Below are 16,359 nucleotides of genomic sequence, written 5' to 3'. Positions count from 1 at the left end.
CCTCGCACTTGTCCCGGACGTTCGAACCGCGTAATATGGAAGTAAGGTAAAGTGGGGGATCTTTGGCGATGCGTAAAAAACGAATTCTACTGCTTTCCGAAGGCTTCGGCACCGGACACACGCAGGCCGCTTACGCGCTGTCCGTCGGACTGCGCCAGCTGTCTCCGCGCGTTCAGACCCGCGTCATCGAGCTAGGGACGTTTCTCAATCCCGTCATCGGGCCGCTCATCTTGTCCGCGTACCGCAAGACCGTCAGCAAACAGCCGAAGCTCGTCGGCAAACTATATAGAGGCCACTACCATAAATCGCTCAATCGGCTCACCCGGTTCGCGCTGCACCGCTTGTTTTACAACCAAGTATCCGACGTGGTGCGCCAGCTGAAGCCCGATATGATCGTATGCACCCATCCGTTCCCGAACGCGGTCGTCAGCCGCCTGAAGCAGCTGGGATTGGATGTTCCTTTGTATACCCTGATTACGGATTACGACGCGCATGCCACCTGGACCAACCCGGAGGTCACGGCGTATCTCGTCAGCTCCCCGACGGTGCGCAACAAGCTCGTCAGCCAGGGCGTGGCGCCGTCGCGCATCGAGGTGACGGGCATCCCCGTCCATCCGAACTTCTGGCATCCGCACGACCGGGCCGAGATTTTGGCGCAGTTCGAGCTGTCCGACATGCCTACGGTGCTCATCATGGGCGGCGGCTGGGGATTGATGGCGGGCGAGCAGATGGTCGAATACATGACGACGTTCGCGGACCGCGTGCAGCTTATCCTGTGCATGGGAAGCAACGAGAAAGCCCGCGAAAAGCTGCTGGCCGACCCCCGCTTCCAGCATCCGAACGTCAAGGTGCTCGGCTTCACCAAGGAAGTCAGCAAGCTGATGGACGTCTCCGATCTCCTCGTGACCAAGCCGGGCGGCATGACCTGCACGGAAGGCATGGCGAAGGGCATCCAGATGCTGTTCTACGAGCCGATCCCGGGGCAGGAGGAGGAGAATCTCGACTACTTCGTGGCGCACGGCTTCGGCGAGCTCCTTACCTCCACCGAGACGATCGACCGCTGGTTCAAGCTGATCCAGGTGCCTTATGCCGCCTATCAGCACCGCGACACCCTGCTCGCCCTGCGAAACGCCGAATACCATCCGACCAAATGCGCCGAGGCAATCCTCGCGCTGCTGAAGGACGATATCACGGCTGCCGAGTAAGGAAGGGCGGTTATGGGAAAATAGGGAGCGCCTCCCGCCTTCGGGCGGAGGCGCTTTTTCGGCGCGGGAGGCGGGTTTGGCGGAGATTCGATGCTCGGGCGGATTTGGACGTTCGTCAAGGGGCAGAGGCATGACGAGAACCACGTCCGCCTCCGATAATCGCCGCTGCAAGCTGGCCCGTTTGTCGATTTTCTCGACCATCTCCCCCGCGTTCCGCCGCTCCTGCCAAACCTTCCCGCTCCCGCTGCAAGCCCTTCACCTACATCCGCACCCGCCCTACGCAGACGCAAAAAAGCCGGCCAGCTTCCGCTGACCAGCTACCCATTAAATCGCGCTGCCGCCGTACAGGAAACGCCATTCCCAATGCTTGCCTTCGATGTTGTCGACCCGGACGCCGCCGGAGACTTTGGAGTATGTATGCAGCACTTGGCCGTTGCCCAGGTAAATCGCGACGTGGGAGATCCTCTCCCCGAACGTGGATTTGCCCGTGTAGCTGGACGCCTTCGTTCCCTTGTAGTCCATGAAGAACATCAAGTCACCGCGCTTGAGCTTATGCCAATCCGTCGTGACGCTGCCCTTCTTCCGGACAAAGTCGCCCTGCTGGCGCGAATCGGCCGGCAGCGTGATGCCTAGGCCGTCCTTGAACGCTTGGCGGACGAACGCCGAGCAATCGAAGGTCTTGGTCGAGCTGCGGTCCGATCCGTACTCGTACGGCGTGCCGAGATACTTCATTCCCGCCTCGATAGCCTTCTCGACGCTCGCGCTTGCAGGCGGTGCAGGAGTCGGCGTTGGCGTCGGTTTGGGAGTTGGCGTCGGTGTCGGCTTGGGCGTTGGTGTCGGCGTTGGCGCCGGAGTGGCTCCGCCTTCCAGCTTGATGTATTTCGCAGACGTGCTCACGTAGCCCGAAACGCCGTTCGCGTCCGTTACCGCGTACCAATAGCTGTTCGGTTGGCCGGTGACGGTGACGCGTTCGCCCGTTTTCAGCATGCGGATCTGCGTTCCGCTCGTCGAAGCGGTCTTGCGGAAGTTGACGGAGCTGACAATCGTCGCGTTGCCGCCGACGGCCGGGGTAGCCGGCGTGGATGGAGCTTGTCCGACGCGGATGTACTTCTCGTTCGCGGAGACGTAGCCGACTTCGCCGGAGCCGTCTTTGATTTGGTACCAGTATGCGTTAACCTGCTGCAGCAAGGTGATGCGGTCGCCCTGCTTCAGATAGCGAATGACATGGGATGAAGTGCTGGGCTGGTCCCGAAAGCTGACCGATGAAACGACGTCCGCCGTACCCGAGCTTGCGGTCGCGGCCGAAGCCAGACCGGGAATAGCGGAGGCGAACAACAGTGAGGACAATAGGCCGATAACGCCGCGTTTGATGGTGATAAGACATCCTCCTTACGATGGATAGTGTGGAATTTTGTCGAAAGCAAACCCACGGGTCCATTATAGTTCGGACGCTTGCGCCTTCCATCAGCCGGACGGCTTACTCGGCTTTTCCTCTCTAGGCAAAGAGTTCCACCCGCCTCTAGGAAAAAAGAACGGGGAACGCCGTCCCCGAAGGACTTGCGCTCCCCGTATTCCTACATTTACCAATCTATCCCCTTCATGGCATGACCATGCGGAAGCCGTTCTCCTTCCGATCACACGATGCCAGGGTGTAAGCTGTCCCCTCGCCCTCGGACGTCTTAGAGAGCTTCTCGCAAAACGTCGTTTGCTTGACGGGCGTCCCGTATGCGTCGTGCGTATTGTCGTACCGGTGCCGGATGGCTTGGCCGTCGTAAGAGAGATTGTCGAAAATCGGGCCTCCTTCGATCGTATAGGACACGACCTGGACTTCGTCCGGCACCCCCGCCGCGACGTGTTCGGCAAACCGCTCCCATTCGTCCGCATTGGCCACCTTGCCGTGCAGGTTCACGACGTCGCCGTTGCGCTCCGCCAGCTCCGGATCGTACCGCAGACCCCAGATCCGATCGCGCAGCTCGCGCGTGGCCTCGGCCGTCAGCCGGTAGCCCGTCCCCGTATCCGAGACGAACGTGAACATCCCGATGTCCGCCTTCGCATCCAGCCACAAGTGGATTTCCTGCCGCCCCCCTGCCGCAACAACGGCGTCGTAGTCCGGTTCGACCACGTCCAGCACCCCCTGAATGCGCTCGCCGGTGCGGATGGCCTCCTCGAATGCCCGAACATCCTCCTGCCCGGCGAAGATGCCGTACGTCTTCTCGCTCACCTTGCCGAACGCGAGCGAGCGGCTGACGACGACCTGGTCGCTCGAAGCGAAAGTCTTCTGTGCCGATGGAGCCGCCGTCTTCGGCACGCCGCTTGCCGGCGCTTGCGCACGCTCCACGCCGGGCATGCAGCCGCCGCATAAAAGCAGCAGCACGGCAGCCGCTCCCCACACCCGTTTGCGCATTCCCATCCCTCCTGTTGCCTACTAGACGCGCATAGAGGGCCAAGGGTTGCAGTCCGCCTTTCATTTCGATCCCGCTCTTCCTCCTACAAAAAAAAGCGAGCCCAAGGCCATGCGGCCGTGAGCTCCAAGGGAATGATTATATTGAAAAGGGGGGTCATTCATACCTTGTACATTTCTAGCGGAATTGAAACGGCTGGAATATTACAATTGTATTACAATAATCAATCCGCGTGCAAAGGAGCTTCCCCATCCGTCAAAAAACCCCGCCGCGCCGAAGCGGGCAGGGTTTAAGGGTTCGAACGTCAGGCCGGCAGCATGCGCGCGCGCAGCTCCTTGATTTCCGGATTCTCGAGGTACTCGTCGTACGTCGTCATCCGGTCGATCAGGCCGTTCGGCGTAATCTCGATGATGCGGTTGGCAATCGTCTGGATGAACTGATGGTCATGCGACGTGAAGATCATCGTCTCGTCGGTATCGACGAGCCCGTTGTTCAGCGCGGTGATCGATTCGAGGTCCAAGTGGTTGGTCGGCTCGTCGAGCAACAGCGTGTTCGCGCCGGTCAGCATCATCTTGGACAGCATGCAGCGCACCTTCTCGCCCCCGGACAGCACCGACGCCTTCTTCAGCGACTCGTCGCCGGAGAACAGCATGCGGCCGAGGAAGCCGCGGATGAACGACTCGTCCTGGTCCTTCGAGTATTGGCGCAGCCAGTCGACGAGCGACAGCTCCACGCCTTCGAAGTAGGCGGCGTTGTCCTTCGGGAAGTACGCCGGGGTGATCGTCACGCCCCAGTTGACGGAGCCGGAGTCCGGCGTCAGCTCGCCCATCATCACCTGGAACAGCGCCGTCTTCGCTTGGCCGTACGGGCCCACGAGCGCGATCTTGTCTCCCTTGTTCACGACGAAGGAGACGCCGTCCAGCACCTTCTCGCCTTCGATCGCAAGCGAGACGTTGTCGACCGTGACGATCTGCTTGCCCGCTTCGCGCTCCGGCTTGAACTGGATGAACGGATATTTGCGGCTCGAAGGACGGATGTCGTCGAGCGAGATCTTGTCGAGCATCTTGCGGCGGCTCGTCGCTTGCTTCGCCTTGGACTTGTTGGCGGAGAAGCGCTGGATGAACGCCTGCAGCTCCTTGATCTTGTCTTCTTTTTTCTTGTTCTGGTCGCGCATGAGCTGGGTCGCCAGCTGGCTCGACTCGTACCAGAAGTCGTAGTTGCCCACGTACATCTGGATCTTGCTGAAATCGATGTCGGCGATGTGCGTGCACACCTGGTTCAAGAAGTGCCGGTCGTGCGAGACGACGATGACGGTGCCGGTGTAGCGGGCGAGGAACTCTTCCAGCCAGTTGATCGACTCCAGGTCCAAGTGGTTGGTAGGTTCGTCAAGCAGCAGGATGTTCGGCTGGCCGAACAGCGCTTGCGCAAGCAGGACGCGCACCTTCTCGTTGCCGCCCAGCTCGCCCATCTTCTTGTCGTGAAGATCGGTCGTGATGCCGAGGCCGTTCAGCATTTCCGCCGCGTCGCTCTCGGCTTCCCAGCCGTTCATCTCGGCGAATTCGGCTTCGAGCTCGCCGGCCCGCATGCCATCCTCGTCGGAGAAGTCTTCCTTCGCGTAGATCGCGTCTTTCTCTTTCATCACCTTGTACAGGCGCTCGTAGCCCATGATGACGGTCTCGAGAACGGTAAACTCGTCGTACTCGAAGTGGTTCTGCTTCAGAACCGCCATCCGCTCGCCCGGCGTGATGAATACTTCGCCGCTCGACGGCTCGACTTCGCCCGACAAAATCTTGAGGAACGTCGACTTGCCGGCGCCGTTGGCGCCGATCAGGCCGTAGCAGTTGCCCGGCGTGAACTTGATGTTGACATCCTCGAAGAGCGGGCGTTTCCCGAACCGGAGGCTGACGTTGCTAACTGTGATCATGAATCCAATCCATCCTTTGCTTCGTTATCGGTGACATGGCTTTGCGTAAAACGCATGGTTTCGCCATGATGCAGCAAAAATAACTTATCGCGGGGAATGCCCAGACGGCTTCGCTCGGCTTCGAGACGCATGAGCGCCTGCTTGGGCGTATCGTCCGACAGCTTAAACGCGCCGTAGTGCATCGGAACGAAATACTCCGCGCCGAGATCGAGATAAGCCTTGAGCGCTTCCTCGGGACTGACGTGCTGGGCGGCCATGAACCATTCCGGATCGTAAGCCCCGATCGGCATGAGGGCCACGTCGATCTCGAACCGGCGGCCGATCTCCGCGAAGCCGCGGAAGTAGCCGCTGTCGCCCGCAAAATAAATCGTGGGTCCGCCGTAGATCTCCAGAACCCAGCCGCCCCAGTGGGAATTGTTCATGTCCCACGGATTGCGCCGGGTCCAGTGCTGGGCGGGCACGAACGAAAACTTGACCCCGTGGAATGACGTATCCTCCCACCAGGTCATCTCCTGCACCTCGCGGAACCCGCGCAGCTCGAGCTTGCGACTCAGCCCGGAAGGCACGAAAAGCCGCTTCGGCCCCTTCAGCCGCCGCAGCGAGCCAAAGTGCAGATGATCGTAATGAGAATGGGAAACGAGCACGACATCGACCGACGGCATGTCCGATAGTTCGATGCCGGGAGGCGCCAGCCGCTTCTGCAGCGCCATGCGGCGCGCCCAGACGGGATCGGTGACGATATTCAGACCGCCCATCTGGATGAGGAACGTGGAGTGGCCGATCCAGGTAATGGTCGGTTCGCGGCGGTTGTGCTGCAAAAAGGACAAATCGGGAGCGACGTTCGGAACACATTCCTGGTATTCCTTGTTCATCAGTTTCTGCAGCCGTTCTTGGCGCCATCGTGCGAACTGGTGTCTGCCCGCGCTTCCCGCGCGTATGGAATCCAGGTTGCCGTAGCGACTTTTGCGCATGAAACCCCTCCGTGGATGTACTCCTTCATACTATAGCAGGAAAAGCGCGATTGTACCAAACAAGTCGACGCGTTCCGCGCCTCTTTTTTGGCGTCCGGCCCGGCTTTGCGGACCGGTATCGCTCGAGACGGCGGCAAACCCGGGTGCTTCCCTCCTGCCTGCTTTCCTCTATTTACCCGCGATGGCGCCGCCGCGACGCGCGGAAGAGGGCTAACTTCGCCGGGGGCGACTGATCCGGCTCGTGTCGGAATCGGGGCAGGGTCGGTTGGATCGGCGGGAAGGGATCATGTATGATGAAGGAAAACACCGCAGGAGAGCGAGGAGGACCTATGAAGCTGTTATCGATCGAACCGACGCCCAGCCCGAACTCCATGAAGCTGAACGTGGACGAGAAGCTCTCGGCCAACGAGCGCTATACGTATACCCTGGCCCAACGGGATCAGGTGCCGCCGTTCTATCACCGGCTGCTCGGCATCCCGGGCGTCAAGTCGGTGTTCCGCGCCGCCGACTTCCTGGCGGTGGACCGCAAGCCGAACGCGGACTGGGCGGACATCCTGGGCGCCGTGCGCGAGCTGTTCGGCGCCGAACGCGTCGACGGCGCGGCGGAAGCTTCGCCGGAAGCCTACGGCTTCGGGGAAGCGCGGGTGCTCGTGCAGGTGTACCGCGGCATTCCGATGCAGATCCGGGTGCAGAGCGGCGGACAGGAGGCCCGCGCCGCGCTGCCGGACAAATTCGCGAAGGCGGTGTCAGATGCCGCCGGCTCTACGATGATCCGCGAGCGGAAGCTCGAGGAGTACGGCGTCCGCTACGGCGATCCGCAGGACATCCTCGAGGAAGTGAAGCGGGAGCTATCGGCAGCTTACCCCGACGATCGTCTCCGCTCGCTCATCGAACAGGCGCAGGCGCTGGGCGCCCAAGCCGGCGAGGAGGCGCCGCCGCCCGAACCGCCGGCGCAGCTCACGATGGAGGAGCTGGCCGAGCGCCTGCGGGCGCCGGACTGGGAGACGCGCTACGCGGCGCTCGCGCGGATGAAGCCCGAGCCGGCGCATCTGCCCCTGCTGGAGCAAGCCGTGCGCGACACGCAAGTCTCGGTGCGCCGGCTGGCCGTCGTCTACCTCGGCGACCTGCGCATTCCCGAGGCGCTGCCGCCGCTGTTCGGCGCGCTGCAGGATTCGTCGGCGTCCGTCCGGCGCACCGCGGGCGACACGTTGTCCGACATCGGCGATTCCGCCGCGATCGGACCGATGGTGAAGGCGCTCGGCGACGGCAACAAGCTCGTGCGCTGGCGCGCCGCGCGCTTCCTGTACGAAGCCGGCGACGAGACGGCGCTGGAGGCGCTCGGTCGCGTCGCCGCGACTGAGCAGGAGTTCGAGGTGAAGCTGCAGGCCGAGATGGCGGTGGCGCGCATCCGCAACGGCGAAGAAGCGGCCGGCTCCGTCTGGCAGCAGATGACGCGTTTGCGGGAGCAAGAGAATCGGAACGAGTCCTGACGACTGGCGGACATTTCCTGGCGAAAACGCTTGACTGGAAACCAAAAGGTTTCCTATAATGAATTCGAAACCTTTTGGTTTCCTAAAATCACGCCATTTGGAGGTTATCCACCATGTCGCAAAGCGCAACCTTGCCCGATATTCGCCAGACGCTCGAGCTGAACGCTCCGATCCAGAAAGTGTGGACCGCCGTGTCCACCGCCGAAGGCATCGGCGCCTGGTTTATGCCCGTCATCGGCTTCGAGCCGGCCGTCGGCCGCGAGTTCGAGCTGAACGCCGGCCCGTTCGGCATGTCGCCCTGCAAGGTGACGGAGCTGGACCCGCCGAACCGCCTCGCGTTTCATTGGGGCAAAGACTGGACGCTGACGTTCGAATTGCGGGAGCTGGAAGGCGATCGCACCGAGTTCACCTTGATCCACGGCGGCTGGAGCGAGGACGCGCTGACCGAATTCGGCGAATCCCACCGCATCGTCCGCGAACGGATGGCCGGAGGCTGGGCGGGCATCGGCACCAAACTGCGCGCCTTCATCGAGGGCTGATGGCGGAGGCGGCGCCCAAGCACGACGTCTTTCAGGCGATCGCCGACCCGACCCGCCGCCGGCTGCTCGGCCTGCTGTCCGAGGGGGAGATGCCCGTGAACGCGCTCAGCAGCCATTTCCCGATGAGCCGCACCGCCGTGTCCAAGCATCTGCGCATCCTCTCGGAGGCGGGCCTCGTGTCGGAGGAGAAGGTCGGACGGGAGACGCGGTACCGCCTGCAGCCCGAGCCGCTGCAGGAGCTCCGCGACTGGCTCGGCTACTTCGAGCGCTACTGGAACAACAAGCTCGCCGCGCTCAAGCTGCTGGTCGAGACCGAGCATCCGGAAGAGCTGCCCAAGGGACCCCGGCCGGTCGAGTGAATGCCTTCCCGCACTATGAACCTTGCTTCGGCAAACGATGCGCTCATGCACAAACAATCCTGCTTCGGCTAACGATGCCGTCAAGCACAAACAACCCTGCTTCGGCGCGATGCCGGAGCAGGGTTGTTGTCGTTAGAGGCCGCCGGAGCCAATGTCGAGCCCGTTACCAGGTGACCCAGCCGGGGGACGTCACCGTGCTTTGGAACATGTCGATGAGCGGAACCGTGTAGGCGAACAGGATCAGCGCCACGGCGATGCCGATCCATACGCTCCATCGCTCGAGGTAGCGCGGCGTCGGTTCGGCGGTCTCCGCCACCTCTCCGATCGGGAAGGACGTCTCCCCTTTCGGCGCACGCAGCAGAGCGATGACGTTACCGACGATGAGCAGGACGCCGGCGAACAGGATCGTGCCGCCGATCGCCATGGCGACGTGGTACGGCATCCAGAGAATCGCGTCGGGGTGATCGCCGTAGGTCGTGTAGGCCGTCCGGCGCGGGCTTCCCATCAGCCCGACGAGGTGCATCGGACCGGACATGAACAGCATCCCGACGCACCAGACGAGCGTCTGCACGATGCCCAGCCGGTTCAGCCTCGGCGTAAGGACGCGGCCGGTGACGGCGGGGATGAGCCAATAGACGATGCCGAAAAAGGTAAGCGCGACGCTCGTCGCCACAGTCAGGTGGAAGTGTCCGGTGACCCAGAGCGTGTTGTGCACGACGGCGTTCATCTGGTTGCTCGCGTTGATGATGCCGCCCGCGCCTGCCGGAATGAAGACGAGCATGCCCATGAACGGGGCGAAAAAGCGCACGTCTTTCCACGGAAGCACCCGGAGCCAGCCGAAGAGGCCTTTCGCGCCTTTGGCGCGGCCGTTCATCTCGAACGTCGCGAACATCGAGAACGCGGTCATGAGCGACGGAACGATGACCATGAAGGTCAGTACGACCTGCAGGAATTTCCAAAATCCGCCGATGCCGGGCTCCATCAGCTGATGGTGGAAGCCGACCGGGATGGAGAAAAGCAGGAACAGGATAAACGCGAGCCGAGCCAGCGCGTCGCTGAAAATTTTGCCGCCGATGATCTTGGGAATGACCACGTACCAGCAAATGTAGGCGGGCAGCAGCCAAAAGTAGACGAGCGGATGGCCGAAGTACCAGAACAGCGTGCGGCTCAGCACCACGTTGACGGAGTCGACCCAGCCGAACGACCACGGGATCAGCTGCACGACCACCTCGGCCGCCACCCCGAGCGTCGCGATCTGCCACAGGAGCAAAATGACGACGGCCATAAACGCGAACAGCGGGGACACCTGGCCGCGATGGAGCTTGCGCCAGCGTACGTATTGATGGAAGATGCCGAAGCCGCTCAGCCAGCTCCCGACGACGACGAGCGCCAGCGCCACGTAGAACCAGGGCGAAGCTTTCATCGGCGCGTAGAAGGTATAGAGCACGCTGGCCTTGCCTAGCAGGATCATGACGACGCCCAGCACGGTGCCGGCCGACATGACGGCGTACCCTGTCCAGCCTAGCTTGCGGGCCGTCGGCAGCAGCTTGCCGCCCAGCGTATGGGACACGCCCGAGTACAGAAATCCGATAATGAAGTACGTGGTGAAGATGAGCGCCATCAGCACGCCGTGCGCCGTGAGCAGCTCGTAATAGCCGATGTTCGCGGGCAGCGTCACCATGCCGCCCCTCACCAGGCCTTGCAGCAGGCCGGCGACGCCGCCAGCCAGCAGCGCCGCAAACGCGAACAGCACGTGGGCGAGCACCAGCTTGCCGTCCTTGCGGTCGAATGTCGGTGTCATGCGATGCGCCCTCCTACTTGACGACGATGGTCGTTTTCATATATTCGTGACCCGTGCCGCAATACTCGTTGCACAGGATCAAATACTCGCCGGGCTTGTCGAACGTATGGCTGACGTGGCTTACTTCGCCGGGCAGCACCATCACGTTCACGTTCGTGCCCACGATTTCGAAGCCGTGGACGACGTCCGAGCTCGTCAGCGTAAAGTCGATCCGCGAGCCGGCAGGCACCTCGAGCGTCTCCGGCTCGTAGCCGAAGGCGTAGGCGACCATGACGGCCTCGTACCGATGGTCGCCGATCCGGGTCATGCCCGGTTTATCGAAAGGCGCCGTCTCGGCGACCTTTCTCGGATCGACCGTATGGTGGTGCTCGCTCGGCGGCGCCATCCCCATGCTGAACGCCATCGTGCCGAGGGTGGCCAGGAATAGGACCAGCATGGCGATGCCGATGCCGAGCCAGGTTTTTTCCAAACGATGCAGATGCATCCGCGACTCTCTCCCTCCGTTAATTGCGCGAAACGAACAAGTAAAGCACGGCCAGCCAGCAGACGGTAATGACCGCGCCGACCAGCAGCACGGAGACGAAGGTGCCCGTCAGGACGGGTTCCTCCTCCGCTTTTTTGCCCGTCTCGGGCCCTGCGTTCGGACGCCCGGCGTCCACATGCGGATCCGGCATGCCGACTTCCTCCTTTCGATCTGTCGAATCGGCCGCTCTTGCGGCCTGCCCATCTATTTCACGACGAGGACGGGCACGGTCGCGCGTTGCACCACATGGTGACTCACGCTGCCCAGCATTATTTCCCTGATCGTCGTAAGTCCCCGGCTCCCCATCACGATGAGGTCGCAGTTGCGCTCCGCCGCATGCGCGAGAATCGCGGGCGCCGGGATCCCCGTCAGAACCGACACCTCCGTATAGGGAAGGGAATCCGTATGCTGCTGGATGCGGGCGAGCAGCGTGGCTTCGTGCGCCGCGATCTCTTGTTCGAATCCTTCCGGCTGAATGAAGCCATAGCCGGATACGCCGAAGACGAGGGGGCGCTGCCGGACGTGGACGACGGTCAAGTACGTCCCCGGCCTGCGCTCGGCCAGGTCGACCGCGTGCCGCAGCGCCTTCTCCGCCAGCTCCGAGCCGTCGAACGCGGCCAATATGCGATGGTAGCTCATGGGGTTCTCCTTTCGGAGGCGAGCCGGCGTTTCTCGCGCGCCGACCCGCCTCATCCGTTTTCCGATCTGATCTATCCTTGCTCAGCCTGCCCGCCGGCCGGCGGCGGCATGCCGCGTTCTGCCAGATCGCATGCGGCTCACACCGTCAGCGCGACCCTTAAGAACCGCTGTACTCGATCTCTTCCATGAGCCGTTCGGCCGCCGGGACGACGACTTCCTCCTCGACACGGAAGTGCTCCGCCACGATCATAAGCACCTGCAGCAGGCGGGACAGCGCGTCCTCCGGCGAGGCCTCGCCCTCGGCTGCCTCCAGGTACGCTTCGTAAAATTGCCCGGCGATCCGTTCGTCCTGCTCCAGGACCGACACCGGTCCGATCCGTCCGCCGCAGATCGCGGTTTTCGTCACCGGGTAGAGCGTCTTTCGTTCCATGGACAAGTGATTCCGCCAATCGCGCATGAACGGGATGAACTTCTCCCGGACGGCTTGATGATGCGTCTCCCAGTCGGGATAGTCGTAGTTCGCGGGATTCCACTTCATCATACGGCACAGTTCGAGCAAACGATCGTGCAGCGCTTCGTGCTCTTCCCGCCATTGATCGTGAGACAGGTACCACGTCAGCAGCGGAGGATCGGTCGGTCTCATAGGCTCACGCTCCTTGGCGCTGATAGGCGCAGATAGGATAGAATACGGTTCAGTGCGGCAGCATTTTGCCTTTCATGCCGCCGGCAGTCGGCTTGGCGTCGCGATGGGTGAGCTTCTTCCAGCCTTTGGCCAGCCACGGCAGCAGGTAGGCGTCAAGGCCGAACCGTCCCGCGTTGGCGCCTGCCGTGAAGACGACGAAGGCCAGCAGCAACAGCCAAGGGTTCGTGCTTACGGTCCCTGCGAAGAGGAACAGGAAGTTCAGCATCATGCCGAAGAAGGCGGCCGTCAGCGTCAGTCCTCCGACGATCAGTCCGACACCGATCAGGAATTCGCCGAGCGGGATCAGGATGTTGATCAGCTTGACGTTCGGCAGCGCGAAGTGCTCGATGAAGTAGGTGTAGTTCGGAAAAACGGCCGCTTTCGTCGCGTGGTCCGCAACCGGATTGGCGGTTGCGCCTTTGAGAAAGCCCGCCGCGTCGAAGCCTCCGGTCAGCTTGTGCCAGCCCGCGTCGACCCATTGCCATCCGACGTAGATCCGCAGCAGCGTCACCGCGACAGCCGCCCAGATGTTCTCCTTGAACCATTTCATGACCATGAGGGTCATCTCCCTTCGGGATATGGGTGAGATCTTCTTGCTGCTTGGGGGTCGGTAAGATCTCCTTGCAGCTTCAGTATGATCCGAATCGTCCGCCAGCAATGTGATGGATGTCACTTTCGCGGTGAACACTTTGTGAATTAAATCACTTATTAGGATGAAAAATATCGGAACCGCTGTGCGGCGAGAGGGAGGACCGACTTTCGATCGCGCTCACGATGTCGGCTTCTTCCCGGAGCCTGTTTTTCAGGCAGGCGTAGGCTTGCAGCAGCCGGGTCGCCAGCCTTTTCGCCTCCTCTCGCGAGACCGGAGCCGGCGCGACGTCCGCAGCGGCCAGAAACTCCCGGACAAACCGCTCCGCCCGCCGGTAGTCCTCTTCCATCGGCGCGAACAAGTCCGGTTCCCCCGCCAAATACCAGGCCGCGCAAGGGAATAGCTCCGAGCGCTCCCAGGAGACGTGCGCGCTCCATTCGGAAAGGAACCGCCGGACCGCCGCCCGTAGTTCCCGGATCTCCCGGTGCAGGCGCGCCAGGTCCTCGTCCAGGCGGACCGTGCAGGCCTGTTGGTAAAGGTCCTGCAGCTCGATCTCGAGCAGATCCCGCTCCAGCTTCGCGCGGACGACGGTCTCCCGGAGCGCGAGATCGGACGACGGCCGGTCCGGCATCCAGCCGCGATCGATCGTATCAGCTGTCGTTGTCATGTCCGTTGACTCCCTTCGGCCCGAACGGGCGTTATTCGACGATGAGCTTGCCGGTCATGTCCGCATGGCCCTTGCCGCACATGACGGAGCATTCGAACTTGAATTCGCCCGCCTTGTCGGCTTTGAACGTGACGGTCTGATTGCCTTTGATCTCCTGGTCGTAGCCTTCGATCTTGAGCGCATGGTTGCCTTGGCCGTTAACCAGCTTGATCGTCACTTCTTCGCCCTGCTTCACCTTGATTTCCGGTTGGTCGAACGCGAAGTTTTTCGCGTTGATCGTGATGGCCTTGCCCGCGCCGCCCGCTTCCGCCGAAGACGGGCTCGCCGCCGGCGACGATGCGCTCTCCTTGGCGCCGTCTCCGCCGCAGCCGGTCCCGATGATCACCGCCGCGAGCAGCGTCGCGCCGGTCATTCCCCATTTTCTTTTCATGCGTCCTTCCTCCTCGGGTTCGATATGCGTCCATCATACCGAGCCGGCGAACCGCGCTCTGTGACATCCGTCACAACGGAAGGCGATGCCACAGAACCGTCATAAGTGGGGCGACGCCGGGCGTTATGCGGGTTTTCCGCACATCTCCGGCTCGTGAGCCTGTCTCAGCCGGTAGTTATGCGGTTTTTCCGCACATCTCCGTCTCATGGGGCCGTCTCGGCTGGGCGTTATGCGGGTTTTCCGCACATCTCCGGCTCGTGAGCTTGTCTCAGCCGGGCGTTATGCGGTTTTTCCGCACATCTCCGGCTCGCGGGGCTATCTCGGCCGGGCGTTATGCGGTTTTTCCGCATAACTCCGCCTCGTGGGGCCGTCTCGGCCGGGCGTTATGCGGTTTTTCCGCATAACTCCGCCTCGCAGGCCCGTCTCTGCCAGCCACGTTTTAGTTCGCCCTGCCGCCAGACTGGAGCATCCAGTCAATGCAAATAGACCGCCCGGCCGTTTTTAGCGGCCTAGCGGTCCCTTACTCTAAGTGCTATTCCTCTGCCTGTTGGATCTGTTGGCAGCCCGAGCTTGACGCCCCCCGTTTTCGTCAGCCGCCGAAAAGCCGAACCCCGGCCCGCGACCGCCCCTTCGAACCGGTCACCGCGGTCGCGCAGGACACTTCCGCTTCACTGTCCGACTAGCCTGCCCTGTTGGTGAGGAAAAATAAAGTTGTTTAATCACAACCCTTTAACCATGCGGCTTATCGGCTGCGATGCAACAATACGCAATAAATTAATGATATTTTCCGGAGCATTTCAGCACCCATCTGGTTCACCAGAAGTGTAATCATTCAATCTTGTTAATCAAATCCCCGGTCTTACTTAACCTCTCTTTTCAATTCATCCATATATTCGGGCATCAAGATAACCCTTTGTTCCAATCGCGATTTTTCAGCCGCAAAAGCAATCAGATGGCTTTGCACGGAAACTTTCGCTCCGGTCAGCCCTTTTTCGTTGCCATCGCTTTGAACGAGACGCACGAAATCTCGCATAATCCCGCTGTCGCCGCCGCCGTGACCTGCCAAATCCGCATCGATCCGGATCGTCTCTTTCTCCCGGGTATTGAAACTGGTGATTTCGATTTCGTTTTTCTCCATATCGCCTCGGATTTGACCGTGCGTCCCCATCAGCTTCACCGACCTGCCGCCTTCATACGTAAAGGCGCTCATCGTAAAGGCAACCGTCACTTCATTGGCGAATTCCAAATTGACGACCTGATGATCGACTACATTGTTGTCGCAGTGAAACACGCATCTTCCATAAGGACCATCCTTCAAAGCCCGAAGCACGCCTTCGTCGCTGGTGTCGTTGCTGACGACCGATCGAAGCACGGCGCCTACCCAATCGTCTCTCTCGATATACATTTTAGGAGCGTAGTACGGACAATCATCCTTCACGGGACAGCCTTCCAAGCAGCGAAGAGGGGCGCCCTCCGGCGCATTTTCTTTGCGGAAATGGGTCAACGATCCGAAGGAAGAAACTTTGACGCACTCCGAATCGACCAGCCACTGCAAGATGTCCATATCATGACAGCTCTTCTGCAAAATCATAGGACTCGAAGTGTCCGAATTCCGCCAGTTTCCCCTGACGAAACTGTGGGCTTGGTGACGATGCTCCACGTTTTCCGTGTGTTGAATCGAAACCAGCTTGCCGATTTTGCCATCCTCAATGAGCCGCTTGATGGTCGCAAAAAAATCGGTATAGCGAAGCACGTGGCAAATCGAAAATACCCGGTTGTATTTCTCCGCATATTCTCCCATGATGATGCATTCCCGAGGATCCGGCGACATCGGTTTTTCCATCAGCACATGGTATCCTTTTTCCAGCGCCTTGAGCGCGGGCTCGAAATGCATTTTATCCTGCGTGCAAATCAGGACGGCATCCGCCACCTTCGGTCCGGCCAGCAGATCTTCCCAGCTCGAATAACTGTTGGCGTTCGAAATCCGATGTTCTTGCCGGAAAAGATCCCTTCGTTCAGGATCCGGATCCGCAACCGCGACGAACCGGATGTCGTCCGGATTTTCCAACGCGTAGGGTGCGTATGCCCCCCTGCCTCTTTGTCCTGCTCCGATTAATGCTGCCGTAATGGTTCTCATG

At 61.1% G+C, this 16,359-nt stretch carries 17 protein-coding genes; 4 read left to right on the top strand and 13 right to left on the bottom strand.

Going from position 1 to position 16,359, the window contains the following annotated elements; translation table 11 throughout:
* Nucleotides 1-68 precede the first annotated feature (68 nt).
* Entirely contained in the window at nt 69-1,205 is a 1,137-nt protein-coding gene (locus LKX83_RS23135; RefSeq protein ID WP_227885200.1) for an MGDG synthase family glycosyltransferase, read from the top strand.
* A gap of 324 nt (nt 1,206-1,529) precedes the next feature.
* Here LKX83_RS23135 and LKX83_RS23130 read toward each other — a convergent pair whose 3' ends face one another.
* The 4 genes from LKX83_RS23130 to LKX83_RS23115 form a co-directional block, all read right to left on the bottom strand.
* A complete protein-coding gene (locus LKX83_RS23130) occupies nt 1,530-2,552 on the bottom strand; it encodes a C40 family peptidase (protein ID WP_227885199.1) in 1,023 nt (340 codons plus the stop codon).
* A 250-nt stretch (nt 2,553-2,802) separates the two neighbouring features.
* Nucleotides 2,803-3,609: a DUF4362 domain-containing protein gene (locus LKX83_RS23125; protein WP_227885198.1), complete on the bottom strand. Its 807-nt coding sequence runs from the start codon at nt 3,607-3,609 to the stop codon at nt 2,803-2,805.
* Between the two features lie 302 nt (nt 3,610-3,911).
* Nucleotides 3,912-5,531: an ABC-F family ATP-binding cassette domain-containing protein gene (locus LKX83_RS23120; protein ID WP_227885197.1), complete on the bottom strand. Its 1,620-nt coding sequence runs from the start codon at nt 5,529-5,531 to the stop codon at nt 3,912-3,914.
* Entirely contained in the window at nt 5,528-6,502 is a 975-nt protein-coding gene (locus LKX83_RS23115; protein ID WP_227885196.1) for an MBL fold metallo-hydrolase, read from the bottom strand. Before LKX83_RS23115 ends, LKX83_RS23120 begins: the two co-directional genes overlap by 4 nt.
* A 329-nt stretch (nt 6,503-6,831) precedes the next feature.
* On the opposite strand from LKX83_RS23115, the gene LKX83_RS23110 reads away from it, so the two are divergent.
* From LKX83_RS23110 to LKX83_RS23100, 3 genes are all read left to right on the top strand, one after another.
* Entirely contained in the window at nt 6,832-7,992 is a 1,161-nt protein-coding gene (locus LKX83_RS23110; protein ID WP_227885195.1) for a conserved virulence factor C family protein, read from the top strand.
* A gap of 113 nt (nt 7,993-8,105) precedes the next feature.
* Nucleotides 8,106-8,531 carry an SRPBCC family protein gene (locus LKX83_RS23105; protein WP_227885194.1) on the top strand — a complete coding sequence of 142 codons (426 nt, stop codon included), beginning with the start codon at nt 8,106-8,108 and terminating at the stop codon, nt 8,529-8,531.
* Complete coding sequence (locus tag LKX83_RS23100; protein ID WP_227885193.1) at nt 8,531-8,890, top strand: ArsR/SmtB family transcription factor; 360 nt, start codon at nt 8,531-8,533, stop codon at nt 8,888-8,890. Before LKX83_RS23105 ends, LKX83_RS23100 begins: the two co-directional genes overlap by 1 nt.
* Before the next feature lie 163 nt (nt 8,891-9,053).
* Here the strand turns inward: LKX83_RS23100 and LKX83_RS23095 are convergent, their stop codons facing one another.
* The 9 genes from LKX83_RS23095 to LKX83_RS23055 form a co-directional block, all read right to left on the bottom strand.
* Entirely contained in the window at nt 9,054-10,691 is a 1,638-nt protein-coding gene (locus tag LKX83_RS23095; RefSeq protein ID WP_227885192.1) for a b(o/a)3-type cytochrome-c oxidase subunit 1, read from the bottom strand.
* Nucleotides 10,692-10,704: 13 nt separating this feature from the next.
* The gene (locus LKX83_RS23090) at nt 10,705-11,175 is read right to left on the bottom strand and encodes a cytochrome c oxidase subunit II (protein ID WP_227885191.1); all 471 of its coding nucleotides are present in this window, start codon (nt 11,173-11,175) and stop codon (nt 10,705-10,707) included.
* Between the two features lie 19 nt (nt 11,176-11,194).
* On the bottom strand, nt 11,195-11,365 hold the full coding sequence (locus LKX83_RS23085; protein WP_227885190.1) for a cytochrome c oxidase subunit 2A: 171 nt from the start codon (nt 11,363-11,365) through the stop codon (nt 11,195-11,197).
* 53 nt (nt 11,366-11,418) lie between these two features.
* On the bottom strand, nt 11,419-11,853 hold the full coding sequence (locus LKX83_RS23080; RefSeq protein ID WP_227885189.1) for a universal stress protein: 435 nt from the start codon (nt 11,851-11,853) through the stop codon (nt 11,419-11,421).
* Between the two features lie 157 nt (nt 11,854-12,010).
* Nucleotides 12,011-12,496 (bottom strand): hemerythrin domain-containing protein, encoded by a 486-nt coding sequence (locus LKX83_RS23075; protein ID WP_227885188.1) that lies wholly within the window; start codon nt 12,494-12,496, stop codon nt 12,011-12,013.
* A 49-nt stretch (nt 12,497-12,545) separates the two neighbouring features.
* The gene (locus LKX83_RS23070) at nt 12,546-13,091 is read right to left on the bottom strand and encodes a DoxX family protein (RefSeq protein ID WP_227885187.1); all 546 of its coding nucleotides are present in this window, start codon (nt 13,089-13,091) and stop codon (nt 12,546-12,548) included.
* A 145-nt stretch (nt 13,092-13,236) separates the two neighbouring features.
* Complete coding sequence (locus LKX83_RS23065; RefSeq protein ID WP_227885186.1) at nt 13,237-13,791, bottom strand: hemerythrin domain-containing protein; 555 nt, start codon at nt 13,789-13,791, stop codon at nt 13,237-13,239.
* 31 nt (nt 13,792-13,822) lie between these two features.
* The gene (locus tag LKX83_RS23060) at nt 13,823-14,221 is read right to left on the bottom strand and encodes a cupredoxin domain-containing protein (RefSeq protein WP_227885185.1); all 399 of its coding nucleotides are present in this window, start codon (nt 14,219-14,221) and stop codon (nt 13,823-13,825) included.
* Nucleotides 14,222-15,080: 859 nt separating this feature from the next.
* Nucleotides 15,081-16,358 carry a Gfo/Idh/MocA family protein gene (locus tag LKX83_RS23055; protein ID WP_227885184.1) on the bottom strand — a complete coding sequence of 426 codons (1,278 nt, stop codon included), beginning with the start codon at nt 16,356-16,358 and terminating at the stop codon, nt 15,081-15,083.
* Nucleotide 16,359: the final 1 nt, after the last annotated feature.

Source organism: Cohnella baijiui (assembly GCF_020731285.1).
GTDB lineage: Bacteria > Bacillota > Bacilli > Paenibacillales > Paenibacillaceae > Cohnella.
Note: the sequence above shows the minus strand (reverse complement) of the source record. Positions and strands in the feature narration are given on the sequence as shown.

Excerpts from the sequence above, each read along its gene's own strand:
- LKX83_RS23135 (WP_227885200.1), top strand. The coding sequence starts at position 69 with ATGCGTAAAAAACGAATTCTACTGCTTTCCGAAGGCTTCGGCACCGGA.
- LKX83_RS23125 (WP_227885198.1), bottom strand. The coding sequence starts at position 3,609 with ATGCGCAAACGGGTGTGGGGAGCGGCTGCCGTGCTGCTGCTTTTATGC.
- LKX83_RS23120 (WP_227885197.1), bottom strand. The coding sequence starts at position 5,531 with ATGATCACAGTTAGCAACGTCAGCCTCCGGTTCGGGAAACGCCCGCTC.
- LKX83_RS23115 (WP_227885196.1), bottom strand. The coding sequence starts at position 6,502 with ATGCGCAAAAGTCGCTACGGCAACCTGGATTCCATACGCGCGGGAAGC.
- LKX83_RS23110 (WP_227885195.1), top strand. The coding sequence starts at position 6,832 with ATGAAGCTGTTATCGATCGAACCGACGCCCAGCCCGAACTCCATGAAG.
- LKX83_RS23105 (WP_227885194.1), top strand. The coding sequence starts at position 8,106 with ATGTCGCAAAGCGCAACCTTGCCCGATATTCGCCAGACGCTCGAGCTG.
- LKX83_RS23100 (WP_227885193.1), top strand. The coding sequence starts at position 8,531 with ATGGCGGAGGCGGCGCCCAAGCACGACGTCTTTCAGGCGATCGCCGAC.
- LKX83_RS23095 (WP_227885192.1), bottom strand. The coding sequence starts at position 10,691 with ATGACACCGACATTCGACCGCAAGGACGGCAAGCTGGTGCTCGCCCAC.
- LKX83_RS23090 (WP_227885191.1), bottom strand. The coding sequence starts at position 11,175 with ATGCATCTGCATCGTTTGGAAAAAACCTGGCTCGGCATCGGCATCGCC.
- LKX83_RS23085 (WP_227885190.1), bottom strand. The coding sequence starts at position 11,365 with ATGCCGGATCCGCATGTGGACGCCGGGCGTCCGAACGCAGGGCCCGAG.
- LKX83_RS23080 (WP_227885189.1), bottom strand. The coding sequence starts at position 11,853 with ATGAGCTACCATCGCATATTGGCCGCGTTCGACGGCTCGGAGCTGGCG.
- LKX83_RS23075 (WP_227885188.1), bottom strand. The coding sequence starts at position 12,496 with ATGAGACCGACCGATCCTCCGCTGCTGACGTGGTACCTGTCTCACGAT.
- LKX83_RS23070 (WP_227885187.1), bottom strand. The coding sequence starts at position 13,091 with ATGGTCATGAAATGGTTCAAGGAGAACATCTGGGCGGCTGTCGCGGTG.
- LKX83_RS23065 (WP_227885186.1), bottom strand. The coding sequence starts at position 13,791 with ATGACAACGACAGCTGATACGATCGATCGCGGCTGGATGCCGGACCGG.
- LKX83_RS23060 (WP_227885185.1), bottom strand. The coding sequence starts at position 14,221 with ATGAAAAGAAAATGGGGAATGACCGGCGCGACGCTGCTCGCGGCGGTG.
- LKX83_RS23055 (WP_227885184.1), bottom strand. The coding sequence starts at position 16,358 with ATGAGAACCATTACGGCAGCATTAATCGGAGCAGGACAAAGAGGCAGG.